The 20,094-nt window shown below is 56.7% G+C and carries 15 protein-coding genes; 10 read left to right on the top strand and 5 right to left on the bottom strand.

The genetic code is table 11. The features are described 5' to 3' along the window. Nucleotides 1-318 precede the first annotated feature (318 nt). Both glgB and NW843_RS04660 read right to left on the bottom strand, forming a co-directional pair. The gene (gene glgB, locus NW843_RS04665) at nucleotides 319-2,610 is read right to left on the bottom strand and encodes a 1,4-alpha-glucan branching protein GlgB (RefSeq protein WP_414522247.1); all 2,292 of its coding nucleotides are present in this window, start codon (nucleotides 2,608-2,610) and stop codon (nucleotides 319-321) included. Between the two features lie 60 nt (nucleotides 2,611-2,670). Then, entirely contained in the window at nucleotides 2,671-4,146 is a 1,476-nt protein-coding gene (locus NW843_RS04660) for a dihydrolipoyl dehydrogenase family protein (RefSeq protein ID WP_414522246.1), read from the bottom strand. Nucleotides 4,147-4,340: 194 nt separating this feature from the next. On the opposite strand from NW843_RS04660, the gene tatA reads away from it, so the two are divergent. After that, nucleotides 4,341-4,586, top strand: coding sequence for a twin-arginine translocase TatA/TatE family subunit (gene tatA, locus NW843_RS04655; protein ID WP_011433563.1), 246 nt, complete (start codon nucleotides 4,341-4,343; stop codon nucleotides 4,584-4,586). Nucleotides 4,587-4,802: 216 nt separating this feature from the next. Next, nucleotides 4,803-5,639: an anti-sigma factor domain-containing protein gene (locus NW843_RS04650; RefSeq protein ID WP_414522245.1), complete on the top strand. Its 837-nt coding sequence runs from the start codon at nucleotides 4,803-4,805 to the stop codon at nucleotides 5,637-5,639. On the opposite strand, the gene NW843_RS04645 is transcribed toward NW843_RS04650, so the two are convergent. Next, nucleotides 5,640-6,131, bottom strand: a complete 492-nt coding sequence (locus NW843_RS04645) for a helix-turn-helix domain-containing protein (protein WP_414522244.1) — start codon at nucleotides 6,129-6,131, stop codon at nucleotides 5,640-5,642. A gap of 237 nt (nucleotides 6,132-6,368) precedes the next feature. Between NW843_RS04645 and NW843_RS04640 the strand changes: the two genes are divergently transcribed. The 7 genes from NW843_RS04640 (at nucleotide 6,369) to NW843_RS04610 (ending at nucleotide 16,483) form a co-directional block, all read left to right on the top strand. Next, on the top strand, nucleotides 6,369-7,262 hold the full coding sequence (locus NW843_RS04640) for a bestrophin family protein (RefSeq protein ID WP_414330414.1): 894 nt from the start codon (nucleotides 6,369-6,371) through the stop codon (nucleotides 7,260-7,262). A 180-nt stretch (nucleotides 7,263-7,442) separates the two neighbouring features. Beyond that, nucleotides 7,443-8,711: a metallophosphoesterase family protein gene (locus NW843_RS04635; protein ID WP_414522243.1), complete on the top strand. Its 1,269-nt coding sequence runs from the start codon at nucleotides 7,443-7,445 to the stop codon at nucleotides 8,709-8,711. A 2-nt stretch (nucleotides 8,712-8,713) separates the two neighbouring features. Continuing rightward, nucleotides 8,714-12,310: an AAA family ATPase gene (locus NW843_RS04630; protein ID WP_414522242.1), complete on the top strand. Its 3,597-nt coding sequence runs from the start codon at nucleotides 8,714-8,716 to the stop codon at nucleotides 12,308-12,310. Further along, a complete protein-coding gene (locus tag NW843_RS04625; protein ID WP_414522241.1) occupies nucleotides 12,300-13,493 on the top strand; it encodes a DNA double-strand break repair nuclease NurA in 1,194 nt (397 codons plus the stop codon). The genes NW843_RS04630 and NW843_RS04625 overlap by 11 nt, the downstream gene beginning before the upstream one ends. After that, nucleotides 13,490-14,083, top strand: a complete 594-nt coding sequence (locus NW843_RS04620) for a hypothetical protein (RefSeq protein ID WP_414341843.1) — start codon at nucleotides 13,490-13,492, stop codon at nucleotides 14,081-14,083. Before NW843_RS04625 ends, NW843_RS04620 begins: the two co-directional genes overlap by 4 nt. Further along, complete coding sequence (locus NW843_RS04615; RefSeq protein ID WP_414522240.1) at nucleotides 14,083-15,789, top strand: ATP-binding protein; 1,707 nt, start codon at nucleotides 14,083-14,085, stop codon at nucleotides 15,787-15,789. Before NW843_RS04620 ends, NW843_RS04615 begins: the two co-directional genes overlap by 1 nt. Nucleotides 15,790-15,913: 124 nt before the next feature. Further along, nucleotides 15,914-16,483: a hypothetical protein gene (locus NW843_RS04610; RefSeq protein ID WP_414329892.1), complete on the top strand. Its 570-nt coding sequence runs from the start codon at nucleotides 15,914-15,916 to the stop codon at nucleotides 16,481-16,483. Between the two features lie 13 nt (nucleotides 16,484-16,496). On the opposite strand, the gene NW843_RS04605 is transcribed toward NW843_RS04610, so the two are convergent. Together NW843_RS04605 and hisA are read right to left on the bottom strand one after the other, a co-directional pair. Further along, nucleotides 16,497-17,687: a M20 metallopeptidase family protein gene (locus NW843_RS04605; protein ID WP_414522239.1), complete on the bottom strand. Its 1,191-nt coding sequence runs from the start codon at nucleotides 17,685-17,687 to the stop codon at nucleotides 16,497-16,499. A 137-nt stretch (nucleotides 17,688-17,824) separates the two neighbouring features. Next, nucleotides 17,825-18,610 (bottom strand): 1-(5-phosphoribosyl)-5-[(5-phosphoribosylamino)methylideneamino]imidazole-4-carboxamide isomerase, encoded by a 786-nt coding sequence (gene hisA / locus NW843_RS04600; RefSeq protein WP_414424241.1) that lies wholly within the window; start codon nucleotides 18,608-18,610, stop codon nucleotides 17,825-17,827. Nucleotides 18,611-18,680: 70 nt separating this feature from the next. Between hisA and NW843_RS04595 the strand changes: the two genes are divergently transcribed. Beyond that, complete coding sequence (locus NW843_RS04595) at nucleotides 18,681-20,054, top strand: 16S rRNA (cytosine(967)-C(5))-methyltransferase (RefSeq protein ID WP_414522238.1); 1,374 nt, start codon at nucleotides 18,681-18,683, stop codon at nucleotides 20,052-20,054. Nucleotides 20,055-20,094: the final 40 nt, after the last annotated feature.

The following is a 20,094-nucleotide window of genomic DNA, read 5'->3' as shown; positions in this document are numbered from 1 at the left end:
GGCCATTGCTGAAATCCTCTCAGAAAAAACCTGCCCGTAGCACTCAGTTATGTCTGCCTTATGGTCATTTCGATTCAAACTAGAACACTGCACCCACGCCCACAGTCATTTTAAATAAGAATGAAACGAAATGAAACATTTCCATCCCATTGCTTCCCAACTCCCCTCTCCCTCTGGGAAGAGGACTGGGGGTGATCTCGGAAGCGGTATGGAGCGCTTGGGGATTGTCTCAATCCAGCTTGAAAGGACTACAAATGGCCAAAAAACGAAGTCTCCAGACCCGTCCTCCCAGTGCGGCGGAAGGAAGCCAGCAGGGTGTCAATTCTGGGACTCGACCGGCTGCGGCGGCTGCCATTTCAGCACCAAGGTAGAAAGTTGCGGCAGGCAGAGCTCGAGGGAGTAGGGCAAGTTGTGGTAGGCCCAGTCGTCTGTCCACTTGCCCCCCAAATTGCCTACCCCGCTGCCCCAAAACTCCACAGCATCGCTGTTGAGCAGCTCTCGATAAAAACCTCGTTCCGGTACCCCAATGCGGTAATTGGGCCAGACCACCGGCGTGAAGTTACAAACCACCACCACCCACTCACTGGGATCCTCCCCATAGCGGATGAAGGAAACGATGCCGCGATGATCGCTGCAGTCGATCCAGCGGAACCCCTCCGGTTTGGTGTCTTGGGTGTACAGGGCAGGTTCGGAGCGCAACAGGTGATTCAGGCTGGCCACGTAGTGGCGCAACTTGGCGTGGGGTTCATACTGCAGCAGCCCCCAGTCCAGATCTGCCCAAACGTTCCACTCATTCCACTGGCCAAACTCCATGCTCATGAACAAGGTTTTCTTGCCAGGGTGGGTGAACATGTAGCCGTATAAAGCCCGCAGGCTGGCGAACTTATGCCAATGATCCCCCGGCATTTTGCCCAACATGTGGCTCTTGCCATGCACCACCTCATCATGAGAAAAGGCCAGCATGTAATTTTCGCTGAAGGCATACATGAGGCTGAAGGTGACCAAATGGGGATGGAACTGGCGGAACCAGGGATCCATGTGGAAATAATCCAACATGTCGTGCATCCAACCCATGTTCCACTTCAAGTTGAAGCCCAGCCCGCCCACATGGGTCGGCCAAGTTACCATCGGCCAAGCGGTAGATTCTTCGGCAATGGAAAGCGCACCGGGGTTGTATTTGAAAATGAGGGTATTGAGCTGCCGGAAAAAGTCGATGGCTTCGAGGTGTTCCCGCCCGCCGTAGGGGTTGGGGATCCACTCTTTGCGGTCATAATCCAGATAAAGCATCGAGGCCACCGCATCCACCCGGATCCCATCGATGTGGTATTTCTCGAACCAAAAAAGGGCATTGGCCACCAGATAATTGCGCACCTCGTTGCGGCCATAATTAAAGACCAAAGTGCCCCAACCTTTGTGCTCGCCTTTGCGAGGGTCGGCGTATTCGTACAGGTGAGTACCGTCGAAAAAAGCCAGCCCATGCCCATCTTTGGGGAAATGTCCGGGCACCCAATCGACAATCACGCCGATCCCGGCTTGGTGAGCCCGATCGACAAAATACATAAAGTCTTGCGGGGATCCATAGCGGGATGTTACGGCATAGTAGCCAATCACTTGATAGCCCCAAGAGCCATCGAAGGGGTGTTCTGCCACCGGCAACAGCTCGATGTGGGTAAAGCCCAGCTCCTTCACATAGGGGATTAGCTTGTCCGCCAGCTCGCGGTAGGTGAGGAAGCGAGTATTGGGCTTTTGGTCCACCAGCACACTTTGCCCTTCGGCAGGTGGATCTTCAGCCGAGGCGTGCATCCAGGATCCCAGATGCACCTCATAAACCGAAATCGGCGAGCGCAGGGGATCGGTGGCGGCGCGTTTTTCTAGCCAGGCTTGGTCGTGCCAGGTGTAGGTGTTGAGGTCGGCTACGATGGAGCCGGTTTTGGGGCGCACCTCCTGTTGAAAGCCATAGGGATCCGATTTTTCGTAGATATCCCCCCAGGAAGTTTTCACCTCGTACTTGTAGATGGCGCCTGGCCCTATGCCGGGGATGAACACCGCCCAGATGCCGCTTTCGCCCAGCCGCTTCATCTGGTGTTGACGCCCGTCCCAGTGGTTAAAATCGCCGATAACGCTGACGTTGCGGGCGTTGGGAGCCCAGACGGCGAAATGCACCCCCTTCACCCCATCCACCGTGATGAGATGGGCGCCCAGCTTGTCGTAAATGCGGTGGTGATTCCCCTCGTTGAACAAGTAGCGATCCAGCTCGCCAATGTGGTTGACCTTCTCCAAGGGAAAGCGGTAGGGATCCTCCCATTCTTCCAAGTGTTCCCCTTGGGGATCCCAGACCCGTTGGGCCCGCAAAAAATAGTCCGGCAGAGGGGTTCCCGGCTCAAAGCGCAGCTCGAATAGCGTTTCCGGGTGCAGCGGCTGCATCGGGTAAGCCTGTCCGGTGGCGCGTTCCACCAGCCAAACCTGCCGAGCATTGGGCACAAGGGCGCGCACCAACCCAAAGGATTTCCCGGCCTCTTCTATCTGCTGGGGGCCCAAAACGGCATAGGGATCCTGCCATTGGTTGGAAACAAACTGACCCACTTGTTCGGCAGACAGGAGAAAGCCCATCGGGAACCCTCAGTAAATGACCATTCTAGTCTAGCGGTGGCCGACCCCCAGTTTGCGCTGTCAGCTCCAGGCCCGCCTCCAGGCAAAGAATCCCTGCAAGAAGTTCTGCAGGCGGGGGTTGGTGGCCAATTGTTGCCTGCGGTGCTGCAGGGCCGCCTTGGCGTTCACCTCCGAGCGGGTGGGGTAGATGTGGATCCCGGCCAGGGCAGAGACGGGCAGCCGCCGGCTCATGGCCAAAACCACTTCATGAATCAGCTCTCCCGCCTGGGATCCCACCAGGTGCGCCCCCAAAATCTGGCCGTTGCGTCGACAGATCAATTTGGCAAAGCCCAGGGGGGCGGCTTCTGCCTGGGCCCGATCCACATCGGCAAACTCCTGTTTGAGCACCACCACATCCTTGCCGTATTGCTGCCGGGCTTCGCTTTCGGTGAGGCCCACACGGGCCAGCTCCGGCTCGGTGAAGATGGCCCAGGGAATGACGCGATAACGCGCTTGGCTGAGGGGGAAAAACAGGGCATTGACCAGGGCCACTGCCGCTTCGTAGGCCGCCACATGGGTAAATTGCGGCCCGCCGATGACATCCCCACAGGCGTAGATGCGGGGATTGCGGGTTTGCAGCTTGGCATTTACCTGGATCCCTTGGGGGGTGTACTGCACGCCGGCGGCTTCTAGACCCAGCCCTTCCACGTTCGGGATCCGACCGGCGGCCACCAAAATCTCTTCTGCACGGATCACTTGATCACCTGCAGCGGCGGTGCCTGCCCCGGAATTGGCCTTTAGGTAAAGCAGCTTTGCCCCCTGCTCTTGGCCGACTGCTGTGGCGCGTACCCGGGTGAGGATGCGGATCCCATCTTGGGTCAACTGTTGCTGCACCACCTGGGCGGCTTCGGGATCCTCCTTGGGCAAGATGCGCTCGCGGCTGGCAATGAGGGTCACCTCGGATCCCAGACGGGCCAGAGCTTGGCTCAACTCGCAGCCTACCGGCCCCGCCCCTATCACCGCCACCGATTTGGGCAAGCGGGTCAAGTCAAAGATCGATTCGTTGGTCAGATAGCCCGCCTCGGCCAAGCCCGGCAAGGGGGGAACCCAAGGACGGGATCCGGTGGCGATGACAAAAGCCCGCGCCTGTACCTGCCGTCCTGCCACCTCAAAGGTGCGCCCATCCACAAAGCGGCCCTTGGCAAACACCAGTTCCACCCCCAGTTGGCGGAAGCGATCCGGCGAATCGGCGTGGTTGGCGATGTAGCTCTGGGCAGAGCGAATGTGTTCGTACACCTTGAGGTAATCCACCGCGATCCCTGCTGGGCCGGGGAGAGTCACCCAACCGGCAGCAATCGCCTGGCGCATCCGATGGACGGTATGGGCCACGTGAAGAAGGGCTTTGCTGGGCACACAGCCATACCAGAGACAATCTCCGCCCAGGCGGTCGCTGCCTTCCACCAGCAGCACCTTGGCCTTCAGTTGGGCAGCAGCGCTGGCCACCACCAAACCCGCTGCACCGGCGCCGATGACCACAATATCGTAGGGGACAGGCATGGCTTGTTCTGAACAAAAACATCGGGCAAGGGATAGCACCATCCTATGTCTTGAGTAGGCCGGGGGTAGGCTGGGAGAAGTCCTTGCCAAAGGATCCCTTTCTGCATGGGAGAAGAACTTGTTAGAGTGGGATGGATTGACCCCTTAGAATCTGGGTTGATCCGTCTGTTCTACCTTTCAGGGTTTGGGGACTTATGACTATCCTGCTGCCGAGCGAACCTATCCTGGCCGTGAGCATCTTCGGCATGGGCCTGCCAGAGCTGGCCGTGATTGGGGTGATCGCGGTGGTCGTGTTTGGCCCCAAGAAGCTACCGGAGTTGGGCAGCGCCTTTGGCAAAGCGTTGCGGAGTTTCAAACAAGAGATGAACAACCCCAGCAGCGATGACGAGCCTGCCGGCACGGAAAAGGTGGAGAAGGTGGTGGAGAAGGATGCCGCCTGAGGGTCGCGGAGAGGGGTGGGATCCCAACTCCTGCAAGGGGCCTGCTGCCGGAACTGTTGAGAGGGGGGATCCAAGCCGGCTTCGATCAGAAGTAAAGTCAGCTCGCAAGGGAGCCAGATCCAGGGCTAGTGTATAGTTCTGGAAAGTTTCCCGGCCCGGCGCTACCGGCTGAGCCAAAATCAGCCCGGATAGGCTCATCGGATGCCCCAGAGGTGTATGGCTGAGCTGACCGATTTCCAGTTAATGCGCCAGATCCAACTGCGGGATCGCCGCAGCCACTTTTTGCTCAAGGATCGCTATCAGAAGCGCCTGCTGGATATTGCCTTGGCCATTCTCAAGCAACCTCACCAGGCGGAAGAGGTGGTGCGGCAGGTGTTCGAGTTCTGCTGGAAACACGCCAATGCCTTTGACCTGCAGCGGGATCGCTCGGTGGCTCTGTGGCTCTACGAGTTGACAGCCTTTCAGGCTAGGGAACGGCTGCGGCGTTGGGCTTGGCTACCTGCCCCCCTCTCCATTCAAACCTCAGCCCCTCTGGGGCCGCGACGTCTCCTTTGGGGCAGCCTGGCAGTGCTGGGGATCTACGCGGTAGCCATAACAGCGGCCTACTGGCGGCTGCGCTGGCAGTGGGGATCCCCCATCGAGGGAGAGTCAGCGGCGCTTCAACAGCTCTATCAAGAGTGGCAACGACAGCCGCAAGTGCAGCGAACCCTGCTGCGGGATCCCAGCTTCAGCACTCCCCTGTTGGTGCAAGCCCTCTGGTCGCCCCATGCCAAGCAGGTGCTGCTCTTGGCCTCGGAGATGGCTCCCGCCCCCCCAGGGAGCACCTATCAACTGTGGCTGGAGTCGGATGTCCAGGGAGGGGGACGACTGCTGGAAAACGCCGGCACTTTTGCCGTCAACGGGGAAGGATCCCTGCAGTGGCTCAGTCAACCCATCCATTCTGAGCAGCCGACCCGCCTTCTCGTCACCCTTGAACCGGCAGGAGGAAGCGAATCCCCCACAGGCCCGCCTCTGCTGCAGAGCAGTTTCTGGATCCCTGCCGCCCAGCCATGATCAGGAGAGATTGGGGGATAACTGGGGGGCTTGTCTCCCGCTTTTGCGCCGCTTAGCATGGGATCCCCGCAAGCGCACCTTAAGACGGTAGCGAACCGTTTCGTGAACGACCTTATAGGAGGCATCCACACCGTGCGTTTCCCGCAGCCATTCGCGAATGTCGCTGTAGGTACGGAATCGGCCAGGCTGATGCAGCTCCTGCTTGAGGATTTCCAAAACCGGCTTGGGGATGAGGGGTTTGCGCCCTTGGTTGCGGGGCACCGTCAACATGCCCTCTAGCCCCCTGGCCTTGTAGCGTTGAAACCATCGAAAAATCGTTGAGATGTCCCGCCCCAGAATTTCAGCCAAGCCTGTCATCGTCTTGACTTTCCCAATCTTGAGCAGGTAAAGAGCTTGAACCCGCTCCTTCCCGGTCGGTGTAGACTGCTTGCTTAGTAGGGATTTGAGCTCTTCAGCCGATTCCTGAATGTCGAGCTTGAGGACTCCAGCCATGTCGAGGTATCGCAGAACGGCGTTGAATTTGTTGCTTGGCTGAGAGTGTACCACAGTACCTTCGGGTTCTGGAAGTTGTTCGTGAAGTTTGCCTGGGCATTGCTTGACATTTACAGAATCTCGAACTGAAAAATCTCTAACAGGCTACCCTCGTCGCTTTTCAGGATGGTCGGGCAAGGGATCCCCTCTTGGGCGGCAGGCTGTAGGATTAGAGGGCAAGCTTGCCGACGCTGCACTATGGTTCTTCGCAAGTATCTTGCAGGAGAGGGGCTGCGTTGGTTTCGACTGGCCCTGCAGTTGCAAGGATCGGTTGTACCGGCAGTGCTTCCCCGCGCCTTTATCTGCGGCTTGGCCGGGGTGCTGGTTTCGGTTCTGTATAAGCTGGGGCTGCCCCTGGCGCTGTCGTCGTTGGTGGCGTTTGTGCCCAACATCGTTTTGGGTTTGATGCTGGTGTTTCGGACAAACACCGCCTACGAACGGTTCTGGGAGGGGCGGAAAGCCTGGGGATCCGTGGTGAATGACGTGCGCAATTTGGCCCGCTTGATTTGGGTAGCCATTGAAGAAAAGCAGCCCGGCGACCGGGAAGAGAAGATCCAAACTCTATATCTATTGCCCGCTTTTGCCATGGCCATGAAGCAGCACCTGCGCCAGGAACCTCTGCTGGATGAGATTCAGCCCCTGCTCAGCCCGGAGCAGTTGCAACGTCTCCAAAGCCTCAAACACCCCCCCTTGCAAATTGCCTTTTGGATTGGAGATTATCTGCAGCGCCAATACCAAAAGGGCCGCGTTGAGGTCTACCAGCTCACGATCATGGTGGAGCGGCTCAACAGCATGGTGGATGCGCTGGGGGCTTGCGAGCGCATTCTCATGACCCCAATGCCGATGGCTTATGCCCTGCACTTGAAGCAGTTGTTATTGCTCTACTGTTTATCTTTGCCGTTTCAGATGGTGGAAGGTTTGGGTTGGATGACCGGCCCCATTGTGGGATGGCTGAGCTTTATGTTGTTTGGCGTTGAAGAGATCGGCATCGAAATTGAAAACCCCTTCGGCCGGGATCCCAATGATCTGCCCCTCGATAACATTTGCAACAAGATGAAGCACAATATTGCGGATTTGATCAATTCCACTTAGGGAACTCTCGCCGTTCTGGATGGCAGGGCAGCTGCCCATTTCAGATCCTCAGCCGGCACCTACCCCTAGTGGAGATAGCCGGGGCGAACCCGATGATTAAGAGGAAGGGATCCCTATATCTTGGGTAGGGAACAAGATGGGTTTGCTAAACTGTGGACAATTTGCCGAGGTGCTCTGGGGATGGCCTGCTCAACCTGCACATTTTTACACCTGGCCGATGTGCATCTGGGCTATGACCGCTACGACAGCCCGGAGCGGAGCAAGGACTTCTTTTTGGCTTTTCGGGATGTTGTCCGGCGCTATGCCATTCAGGATCCGGTGAACTTTGTGCTCATCGCCGGAGATCTGTTCGAGCATCGGCAGATTCAGCCCGGCGTTCTCAACCAAGCCCAGATCGTCTTGCGGGAGCTGCAACAGGCCGGGATCCCGGTGTTGGCCATCGAGGGCAACCACGACAACCGTCCCTATGGCGTGAAAACCAGTTGGCTGAGGTACTTAGCCGATCACGGGGAGTTGATCCTGCTGGAGCCGGAAGCAGGGGAAGAGGGCCTGGAGTTGCGTCCCTGGGCGGGTGGGCGGGGGGGCTACCTAGACCTGCCCTGTGGGGTGCGGGTGATTGGATCCCAGTGGTACGGATCGGCAGCTCCCAGGTCGATTGAGCAGTTGGCGGCGGCCATTCGACGGTTGCCCCCCGGCCCAGAACGGGTGGTGTTGATGTTCCACCACGGTCTAGAAGGCCAAATTGCCCGTTACCAAGGCGCTTTGCGCTACCGGGATCTGTTGCCCTTGCGGGAGGCGGGAGTGGGCTACCTGGCCTTGGGACACATTCACAAAAGCTATTCCGAGGGGGGGTGGATCTTCAACCCGGGATCCCTGGAGGCCAACAGCACTGCCGAATGGGACTTCCAACGGGGGGCCTATCGCGTCCGCTGGGGAGATGGCCCACCCCAAGCGGAGTTGGTGCAGGATTACCATCAGCGGCCCCGCCGCCGGCTCTATCTGGAGGCCAAGGGCAGAGAAACCCCCGAACAGATTGCCGCAGCAGCCATTGCCTTGGCTAAGGGATCCCGTTTTCAGGAAAGTGAGATGGAGCCGATGGTGGAGTTGCGGCTGGTGGGACAGGTGGGGTTCGCCAAGCATGAGCTGGATAGCCGCGCCCTACAGTGTCAAATTCAGCAGCTTACCGGCGCCTTGCTGGTTCTGTTTCGTTTTGAGGCCAATACTTTAGAGCTCGGGTCGGCTGCCCTTTCCTTGGAAGAAGAGGGGCAGAGGCTACAAATCGAAGAGAAAATCTACAGGGATCTGCTGAGCAGCCATGCCCACTACCGCAAACGCAGTGAAGAGCTAGCGCGGCTGCTTCTGGATCTTAAAGAAAAGGTTTTGGATGGGCAAGGAGAATCGGAAGTGTATGCTCACCTAAAGGGAGCTTTTTGGGGAGCAGAAGACTGATTATGCGGATCCTCTCTCTCGCTTTACAAAACTTCAAATCTCATGAGGATGCCGTCTTCACGTTTGAGCCAGGTATTAACGCCATTTGCGGAGAAAACGGAGCGGGCAAGACCAGCATTTTGGAAGCCATTGCCTGGGTTTTGTTCGACTACTGCCCCTACAGCCAAGAAGAAATCATTCGCTCCGGGGCCAACGACGCAGTGGTGACTGTGCAATTTATCTCCCAATGGGATCAGCGCACCTACGATGTTCGCCGCAGCGTAACGCAGGGATATCGTCTCTTTGATCCCCAGCTGAAGCAGCGCCTAGAGTATGAGCGCAAGTCCGATGTGCTGCCGTGGCTGAGGCAACATTTGGGCGTACCTGCCGGTACCGACCTGGCGCGGCTCTTTGCCACAACGATTGGGGTGCCCCAAGGGACTTTCACGGCAGACTTTCTCAAAACCGGTCGAGATCGCAAAGAAGTTTTCGATCGCATCTTAAAGGTGGAAGAGTACCAGCAGGTAGCCAAAGACCTGTTGGCGGTCGAAAAATACAGCGAGGCGCAGATTCAGGCCATTAATCATCAAATTGAATTGCTCCGCCAACAGCTACAGGAGTGGGATCCGCTGCAAGCAGAGCGGCAGAAAATCCAACAAGAACTGAGTTATTGGCAAGAGCGCTTGAGTCAATCGATCCACACTCTGGATCAGGTTAAGCTTGAGATCGAGCGACTGGAGAAATGGCTTGAGCAAATCCAAACTTTAGATCACCAGATTGCCCAACTGGAGCAAAAGGGATCCCTGCTTCAGGTATCTCTTGAGCAGGCAGAAAAGTTATGGGCAGAGGCCAGGCAAGCTCAAGCGCAGCAACAGCAATACTGGGAGGGATCTCAGCATTTTTTGGCCACAGAAGCTCGCTTGCGGGAGCTGGAAAAACAGCAACAGCAACGCTTGGAGTGGCTGAAACAGCGGGATGCTTTGCTCTCGCAAAAGCAGCATATCGAAAACCAATTGGCAAGACTTCAAGAAAAGTTAAGCCAACAGCAGCGCTGGAAGCAGGAGCTAGAGGAGCTAACCCCGCAAATTCAGGCCCAAGAGGAGCTAGAGCGTCAGCAGACCTATTGGACTCAACAGCTCAACACGTTGCTACACCTGCACCGCGAATGGGAACAGATCCAGGCAGAATGGACAGCCCACGCCGAGCGCTGTCAACTGCTACAAAGCCGAGTGCAAGAAGCTGAACAGGCCCAGGCCATATGTCGGCAGCATCAATTGACCTACAACCGTTATTTGCAGTTGGAAACCCTCATTGCAGAGCAGGAAGCGCTGCGGCGAACCCGACAAACTTTACTGGCTCAACGGGAAACTTTGCAACATCAACTGCATCGATTGGAGCTGCAGGGATCCGAATATCAGCAACAACTCCAGATCTTCCAAAAAATGGAGGCGGAAAAACTTGAGCTGCAACCCCTGTGTGAACGGCAGGCCTCCCTGGAGCAGCGCCACTCCCAACTTGGCGAGAAGTTGGCTTCCTTTCAGGCTCTGCGCCTTGAACTCAAACAACGGGAAACGGAGCAGGAACAAGGCCAAGTCCAATTGCAACAACTGCAGCTCCAACTGAGACAACGGCAGGCGGATTTGGATCGGGTAGCCGCCATTCCTGCGCTCGAAACTCAACAGGAGCGATTGCAAACTCAGCTCAGCCGCATTGCCGCAGCTCGTCAATTTCAACAGGAGCTACAAGCCCTTTTTGAGCAGGGCTCGGATCAATTGGCTCAACACCATCACAGCATCCGGCAACTTCTGGACGAATTGGAAGCGCAGCGACACAACTATCCCCAACTTCAATCTCTGTGGCAGCGGATCCCAGAGGTACTCACTCGATCTTCAGCACTCAGCCAACAGTTGCTCCAGTCCATCCATCAGATTTTGCAGGATCTGGCTCCCCAAACTTCCGAGCCCCAACTTCGTCAGCAGTTGTCCAACATCCAAAAACAACTCAGGACTTTGCAACCCTTGCTCGGCCTAACCGCACAAATACCCGATTTACAAGCCCAAATTCAGCAACTGCTGCAGTTGCAGGCCGAACGACAAAGCAGAATTGATGATCTTCACTGGGATCTTGAGGCTGAGCCCACCTTCCTTCGGCAACAACAGGAAATTGGCCAGGCGCTGCAAGAACTGGGGGATCCCAGAGGGCAAATCCAGCGCTTGGAAAGAGATCTCAGCCGCAAGTCTAGGGTTGAGCAAGAATATCAACAAATAGCGGCCCATGTTCAGCAACTCCAACAGCAGATACAAGCCCTAGAAGAGCAGCTGCAACCGCTTTCAGATCTGGATGAAAGAATTGCAGCTTTGCGGGAAGAACAAGGCCGGCACCGCAACAACTACGAGACCTTTATCCGCATGCAGCCTCTTGCCCAAAGTTTGCCCCGACGGCAAGATGAACTCCAAGCGGCCCAGTTGGCCCTAGATCAAATCCAGAAAGCCAAGCAAGAAAAACAAGCCCAGATCGACCGCTGGGAACAAACAGAGGGATCCAAAGATAACCTGCAAGCCCAAATTGCAAAAGCCGCCGAAACCCTAAGGGCACTGGGGGATCCCAGAAGTCAAGCCGAACGGCTCAAAGCAGAGCTAAAACAGGAAAAGCAGTATTTACAAATGCAGGCCGACTGCCTGCAGCAGCTTCAGGATTTACAGGCCGCACTCAACCCTATCGAGGAGGCCCTATGCCAAACGGAGCATCTGGATCGAGAGCTGGGATCCCTGCAGGAAGAACGCGAACGATACCGTTTAGATCACGAGCGCTATCTGCAGGCAGAACCCATTGCCCAATTGCTTCCCCAACGGGAACAGGAACTGGCCGAGCTAAACGCCCAGCGGCAGCAACTGCAAACTCAGCTTTCCCAACTTCGCGCAGCACGGGATCCCTTAGCTGCTCTGTATCGACCGCAGGAGCATGAGCATCTTCGATCCCTTCTGCAGGCCACCGAAATTCAAAAAGCCGAAGCCCAGGCCCGACTGGAGAGCCTAGCTCCTCAACTGAGCAAAATTGAGGAAAAGTTGCGGCAATTGGAACAGACCAAGGCAAGCTTAAAGCAAGTCGAGGCAGAAAAAACTGAGAAAGAACGCCTGCACCGCTTTATCAAGTTTAGCCGAGATACCTATAGAAAAGCCGGCCCTCAAATTACCCAATACTACCTGCAGCAGATCAACCATACTGCCGATCACCTCTTCCGAGAAATTCTCAACCGTCCCAACGTCACCCTGACCTGGGAAGCCGATTATGAGATCCGCGTTCAAGAAGCCGGCAGCCCCAAACGACGGTTTGCCAGCCTTTCCGGGGGAGAGCAAATGTCGGCGGCCTTGGCAGTGCGCTTGGCTTTACTCAAGGTGTTGGGACAACTAAATATTGCCTTTTTCGATGAGCCCACCACCAATATGGATACCCAACGGCGACAGCGGCTGGCAGAGGCTATTACCAACCTGCGATCTTTTGAGCAGCTGTTTGTCATCAGCCACGACGATACCTTTGAGCAAATGACAGAAAATGTTATTCGGGTGGAAAGGCACTCCGGATCCAAGTCGGTAGGGAGGGATCCCGCCTATGGTGTTTAGAGCCGACCGGATCCTGGCAGTGTTGCAGCAAAAGCGGGAGGCCTTTGCCACTTTTGATCAAAGGCTGTCGGAGCGCAGAGAATACTATAAGCAGGCTATGGAAAGCTTGCGCCAGTGGTCGAGCTTAGAGATTGCCGAAAAAATAGCTCCATTCCCTTTCCCAGGCGCTTTACCTACTGCGGAGTGGGATCGCTACTCCAATTGGAGGATCCCTTTTGAGCAGGAATGGGCCAATTACGAAGAAAGCCGCGATTGGGCGAAGTCGGTCATTGAAAATATTCCCACCTTTGCCGTAGATGGATCCCAGATTTATCCCAGCAAAGATCTGTCAATACCGGTGGCGCTGGTGCAAATCGGCTGGTATGAAAATTATCACTGCGCAGCAGGCTTGTACGAAAAAGACATCCAAGTGGATGTATTGACTCCAAGGGACCTGGGATCCGACAGCAGCGGCGAACCGAAAGAGCGAATGGTTAACATGCGCCGCTTTCAAATGGAAATCGAGAGACTTGTAGAATACATTCAAAAATCTCAACCGGGATCCCGAAAATTGGCCTTTTTGGACGGGGCGCTGGTGGCTACTTTTGCCGAAGTCTTTGAGCCAGAAAGCCAAGACTTTTATGTGCAGTGTTTGCTCCAGCTTCTGCGGGCCAGCGAGCAAAGCCGGATCCCCATCGTGGCCTACATAGACACCACCTACACTTCCGATCTGGTGACGTTGCTCAAGCATTGTTTTGACCTACCCGAAGCTCCACAGCTTCACGATGCGCAACTGCTCAGCCCCTGGTTGGAGTGGGGGGATCGTACGCCTTTTTTCATCTGTGCCCGCGGCGGCAGCCTCAACCCCCAAGATGGGATCCTCAACTCCTACCAAGAAATGCGGGAGCGAGTGGGGTTTGTTTACCTGCGCACCAATGACAACTTTCCGGCCCGCTTGGAAATACCCGTTTGGGTTTATGAGGCAGGACTGTTGGACTGGTTGGTGGATCTGGTTCGCTGTGAGGTGGTGATTGGGCGAGGTTATCCTTATGTGCTGGAGACAGCCGATCAAATAGCCGTTATTCGCAATGAGGATCGCAACCTTTTCTTACGCCTCATGCAAGATTGGGCCGCTCGCGAGAAGCTGAACCTGAGGCTATCTCGGAAAACGGTGAGTAAACTACAACGGAGACGAGTTCGATGAGATTGGGAAAGGTAGTTCGCTCCAACAATCACTGTGATTATGTGGTGCAGGTGGACGATGCTTTAGAAGTCAAAAATCCGCCGACTCCTGATGACTATGGCTTCGGCAGCTTTGTCAAGCTAGAAAGCGACCGGCGACACTGGGCTGTAGGTCTGGTTTACAATACCCAACTCCTGAATCCGATGTTCCTCAATTCTGGGCCGCGCCTTTCCAGCCAGCCGGATCCCTATTTTTCCCCCGATCTGCAGAATGAGGTGCGCACGCTACTCTCGGTGGTCTTAATCGGGGCCTTGGATGAAGAGCGCCGCTGTGGCCGGCAAGGGATCCCACGCGTGGTGGTGCCTGTAAACACGCCGGTTTTTCGCATGAGCCGGGAAGAGATCCTGCGCTTTCACCAGGATCCTCAAGGTCAAACCCAATTTTCCTACTATGGTTTGCTGCTGAGTAGTGGCGGCAACTTTGCCAATCATTTAATCTACCAAGTCTTGAATGACATTACGCCGATGTTTGCCGATCCAGCCCAACGGCGAGCCCTGCAAATCTTAAGCAAAGAGCTGGCCTGGAAAATGACTGTAGGAGCGATGCGCTGATGCCCCAAAAAATCACCGTCAATGGCCACTACCCAGAAGCCAACCTCTCTCCAACTGAGGACTCTCCAGAGGTAATTGGCACTGTCAAAGGGCCTGGAGAAACCTCCAACCAATATATTTTCATCACTTCCAATACCCAAGCGGTAAAGGTGGGCGATTTCGTCTATTACGAAGTCCAGGATCCCCAATCGCAAACCCTGCAAATCTTGGGCAAAATTAGCCAGGTTCAACTCCTCGATCACATTCCCGATCGCATCTTTGCCGATACCGAAATCGATCCCAGCACCATTGTGGCTCTGGTGGGCTTCACCCATCCCAATCCGGAAATCTATGCGGTTACCGTCGAGGTCATCGGCTATTTCAATCAGAAGATGGGCTTTATTAACCCCCGCCGCGCTCCGGATCCCGGTGCCAAGGTTTTTCTGGCCTCCAATCGTCTGCTGAAATCAATTTTGAACAAACGAGATGAAACAGCCATTGGGGGTGCTCACTTGGGCAGCCTGTTGTTGCGCGATGAGGGAGCAGTGCCCGTAGTACTGGACGTCAAGGAAATGGTCAGCACCCATCTGGCCATTTTGGCGGGGACAGGATCCGGCAAATCTTATACAGCAGGGGTTTTGATTGAAGAGCTGCTTTTGCCCAAAAACCGAGCTGCCGTCCTCATTTTCGATCCCCACGGGGAATACCACACGCTGGCAGAAATGCAGTCCCACCCCAAGTTTTTTGGGGAAGATGGATACCGACCCAAAGTCAAGGTTCTTTCACCGCAGGAAATTAAGATTCGTGTATCTTCTCTTAACTTCTTTGATATTCTGACCCTGCTGCCGGAAACCAGCGATCGGCAAAAATCTTTTCTGGAAAAAGCCTTCCGCAGAACAACTCAATTTAACCCACTCCGCTGGACGATTCAGGATTTAATCGATGCCGTAAACGAGGCTGATTCCGCAGAGGATGGATCCCAAGGATCCTCAGCCGCCGCTTTGGAGTGGAAATTAGAACAGATCGACCGCTCTCCTTATTTCAGCAATGTAGAACATCTGGCCCCCAAAGACTTGTTTGAGCCGGGGCAGGTAACCATCCTGCAAATGCATGAGATCAGCCAAGAAGAACAGCAGGTGATCGCTGCTGCCATCTTGCGCCAGGCCAACTATGCTCGCATCAATACCCACAAAGGCAAGATCCAGCCGGGGGACGAAAATTACTTGCCTTATCCCGTCTTTATTTTGCTGGAAGAGGCCCATCGGTTTGCCCCTGCCCACGAGCCTTCCCGTTGCAAACAGGTGCTGCGCACCATCCTCAGCGAAGGACGCAAGTTTGGACTGGGAGTAGGGCTGATCACGCAACGCCCTGGCAAGTTGGACTCGGATATTCTGTCTCAATGCATGAGCCAATTTTTGATGCGAATTGTCAACCCTTCCGATCAAGAAAATCTGCGTCACAGTGTTGAAGCTGCCGGACGGGATCTGTTACAGGAATTGCCCGCCTTGAGCAAAGGTCAGGTGATCGTCTCCGGTGTGTGCGTCAATACCCCCGTGTTATGTAAAGTGCGGAAGCGTTATACGCAGCATGGCGGCGAAACGTTGGATATTCTCGGCCTCTGGCAAAGGCATTCCCAAGAGCACCACCAACGGGATCGCTTGGCTCAGTCAGCCCCTCTCAAACCGCGTCCTCAACCTCAGGTGGTGGACGGACTCAGCATTGATTAGCAATGGCCCAAAACTCCAACTGTGGCCTGATCTCAATCGCTGAATCTGCCAAATCTACAATCCGAAACCACTGCTTGATTGCAATACAATTCATTTTACAGAAACAAGTTTTGGGGCGAGCAGGATGAGGAAACAAGCCCTTTTGCCAGGTTTGCTGGGCATTGCCGTTGCGGTTCTACTGGGATCCGGGCCTGCCTATGCTCAGTTGCGGCTGATCCCCGAAGCGGCGCGGCGGGTGTACGAGGCATTGCCGGATCTGCCGCTGGAAAACGTCTACACCCCCATTAACCCCAATGACGGCGGCCCTACGCCTGAGGAAGATACCTTGGTGCGGCGGATGATGGTTTACCATCTGCAGGTGGCTGGTCGCTCCCCCACCGACCGCTTTGACTGGCAACTGACGCTGGCGGACTATTTTGATGCCAATGAGCCAATCATCGCCCAACGGTATCCCGGTGCCGACCGCCTCACGGTCAACCCCTACGCCCAAGACAAAGCCGTTGTACAATCCCTGAACCGGCAACAGCGACAGGCCCTGCTGGAAGCCCTTGTGCTGGCCTTCGGTGGGGATCCCAACCCAACGCCCCTCTACATTCCCACCGACGGGGATCCTGCCCCTACCCGTCCCACCCCAGAACCTATGAAGCCCTTGCTGCTTCCCGGCAGCGGATCCGCTGACTTGCTCAGGCCCTAGCCGAGGTTTCCCGCTAACTCAAGGCTTGCCCGGTGTAGTTCTCAATGCAGCGCAGGAAGAGCTCCACGCCAAGGCCAAGGGCAGCTTCATCAAAATCAAAGCGGGGATGGTGATGGGGATAGTCCAGTCCCTTGGCGGGGTTGGCGGATCCCAAAAAAAAGTAGCAGCCGGGCACCTCGTTGAGAAAAAAGGAGACGTCCTCGCCGCCCATGGTCATTTCTGGGATGATCCTCGCCTCTGAGCCAAACACCTGGCGGGCAGCTTGTTCCACCAGCGCTACCATAGCAGGATCGTTGCAAACCGCCGGATAGCCCCGCTCGAATCGAAACTCATAGGTGGCTCCGTAGGCTTGGCAAATGCCGGCAACGATTTCTTCCATGCGCTTTGGGATCAAATCGGCCACTTCAGGGTGAAAACTGCGCACAGTACCCCAAATTTCTGCGCTTGGGGCGATAACGTTGAAGGCATCGCCGGCCCGGAAGCGGCCCACCGTCACCACCGCCGGCTGCAGCGGATCCACACTGCGGGAGACGATGGTCTGCAAAGCATTGACAATGTGGGATCCCACCACAATGGCATCCACTGTTTGTTGGGGAAGGGCAGCATGTCCGCCTCGCCCGATCACCTGAATCTGAAAGCGGTCGGCAAAGGCCATCAAGGGGCCACTTTTCACGCCAATAGTGCCCAGAGGGCGATTATTCCACAGGTGTAGGCCGAGGATGGCTTCCACATCCGGGTTTTTCAGAACCCCCGCCTCCAGCATGGGCTTGGCTCCGCCGGGGCCTTCTTCGGCAGGTTGAAAAATGACCTTGACCGTGCCCTTGAGGTGTTGACGGTGCTGTTGCAGCAGCTTGGCGGTGCCCATAGCAATGGCCGTATGGCCGTCGTGGCCACAGGCGTGCATGACGTTGGGGATGGCGGAGCGGTACTCGACTTCATTGGCCTCATGAATGGGCAGGGCATCCATATCGGCCCGCAGCGCCAAAACCGGCCCCGGCTGCTCTCCCTCAATGGTGGCCACGATGCCGGTGTGGGCAATGCCGGTCTGGTGAGGGATCCCCCAACTTTTCAGGCGCTGGCTGATGTAAGCAGCGGTTTGCTTCTCCTGGAAGCCTAGCTCGGGATACTTGTGGATGTGGCGGCGCCAGGTCACCAACTCGGGTTGTAAAGCTCGAACAGCAGGGCGAAGTGCGGGAAAGGACATGACCTGAAAAACAAAAAAACAAAAATGTCTTGGAAAACCTTCACCGATGGCCAGTGTTGGTTGCATGCAGTTGCCTGTCGATTTTGCCCAGTATGGCATTGCTGAGGCTGCTTTCCGCTCGGCGTCGAGGTGGACATCTAGGCCCACTGGGATCCGGTTTCCGGCGGCAGATCCTGCCAACGGCCCGGCCCCACTGCTCGCAAAGCTTCCTGCAAGGAGATCGCCCCTGAGTAGAGGGCCTTGCCCAAAATGGCCCCTGTCAAACGGGGCAAGCTCAACAAAGCCAGCAAATCGGTCAGCGAGCCGATCCCTCCCGAAGCAATTACAGGCACTTGAGAGACGGCTAGGATCTGGCGCAGCTGTTCTAAATTGGGCCCGGCCAGGGTGCCATCCCGGCTAATGTCGGTATAGATGATCCCGGCAGCTCCTTGGGCTTGCACCCGTTGCACTAGCTCAGGAGCCCGCAGGGGAGTGGTGCTCAGCCAGCCGCGGGTGGCCACCTGCCCTTGCCGAGCGTCGATCCCCACCCAAACCCGACCGGGGAAGGCTTGGGTCATAGCCTCCAGGGTGTCGGGATCCTCTACGGCTAGGGTGCCAACGATCACCCGATCCACCCCCAGCTCCAGCAACTGCCGCGCCCGTTCAAGGGATCGGATCCCACCCCCCACCTGCACCGGGATGGCCAGGCTGCGGACAATGCGCTCAATGATGGGCAGGTTGACTGGATCCCCGCTTTTGGCTCCGTCCAGATCGACCACATGCAGGCGAGGGGCACCCTGTGCCGCCCAAGCTTCGGCCTGCTGGATGGGGTCATCGGCCACCTGTTCCGCCTGAGCATAATCCCCCTGGTAGAGGCGCACGGCGTGGCCCTGGAGAAGGTCGATGGCGGGGATCACCTCTAAGAAGGCGCTGGTGTAAGGCATGATTGGGATCCCTTAGGGGCTTCTCCAGTATCGCCCAGGGGGGAGAATGGGAAAACCTTTTGGGGCGACCATGAACGCACGTCAACTGGCCCTCTTGGCCTTGCAGAAAATCGAGCGCCAAAACGCCTATGCCGACCTGGTTCTGGGGCATTTGTTGGCCAACAGCAGCCTGATCCCCGCCGACCGGCATCTGGTCAGCGAGCTGGTGTATGGCATTACCCGCCGTCGCCGCACCCTCGATGCCTTGATCGATTGCTTTGCCCAGCGTCCTGCCCACAAGCAGCCCCCCGATTTGCGACTGATTTTGCATCTCGGCCTCTACCAACTGGCTTTTTTGGATCAGATCCCGGCCAGTGCTGCCATCCATACCAGCGTGGAATTGGCCCGCCAGATGGGGCTGGGATCCCTGACAGGGGTGGTGAACGGCATCTTGCGCGCCTACCAGCGGCAAGTGTTGGATCAGCCAGAGAAGGATCCCCTCAAGCCCCTCGAGGACACTCTGCCAGCCGACCCAATTCAGGCTTTGGGGATCCGGCACAGCTTTCCCGACTGGCTGGTGCGTCTGTGGTGGGAGCAGCTGGGGCCAGCAGAAGCCGAGCAGTTGTGCGCCTGGTTCAACCGACCGCCCCACCTAGATCTGCGGGTTAACCCGCTGCGGGCAGAGGTAGACAGGGTCATCCAAGCCCTGGCAGAAGCAGGGATCCCTGCCCTCCCCATCTCCGAGGTGCCGGGTGCCTTGCGACTTCAGGATCATGCTGGCGACATCACGGCCCTGCCCGGCTTTGCCCAGGGTTGGTGGAGCGTTCAAGATGCCAGTGCCCAGCAGGTGGTGCATTGCCTGGATCCCCAGCCGGGAGAGCGGGTGATCGACTGCTGCGCTGCTCCGGGCGGCAAGACCACCCAAATAGCCCAACACATGCAGGATCGAGGGGAGATTTGGGCTTTGGATCGTCACCCCCACCGTCTGCGGCGCCTAGAGGAAAATGCCCATCGCTTGGGCTTGACCTCGATTCGTTCCCTGGCCATCGACCTGTTATCCCTGAGCGCTGCTGCCGATCGCGTCAGCGGGACGGAGTCCTTACCCCCCCCTCCCTTGCCCCCCTGGCAGAGTGCTGACCGCGTACTGCTGGATGCCCCCTGCTCCGGCTTGGGAACCCTGCACCGCCATGCTGACGCTCGCTGGCGACAAACCCCAGAGCGGATCCCTGAATTGGCCCACCTGCAAGCTCAGCTTCTGCAGGTGGCAGCCCGTTGGCTTAAGCCGGGCGGGGTGTTGGTGTACGCTACCTGCACGCTGCACCCTGCCGAAAACGAGGAGATCATTCAAGCCTTTCTCGACAGCCACCCCAATTGGGCTGCTGAAGGGGATCCCCTGCTCATCTGGCCCCACCGGCAGGATCGGGATGGATTTTTTATCCAACGGCTGCGCCGCTCCGGTTACTAACTCCCCTCTCCCTCTGGGAGAGGGGCTGGGGGTGAGGGCA

It is taken from the genome of Synechococcus sp. R5-12 (assembly GCF_047502655.1).
GTDB lineage: Bacteria > Cyanobacteriota > Cyanobacteriia > Thermostichales > Thermostichaceae > Thermostichus.
Note: the sequence above shows the minus strand (reverse complement) of the source record. Positions and strands in the feature narration are given on the sequence as shown.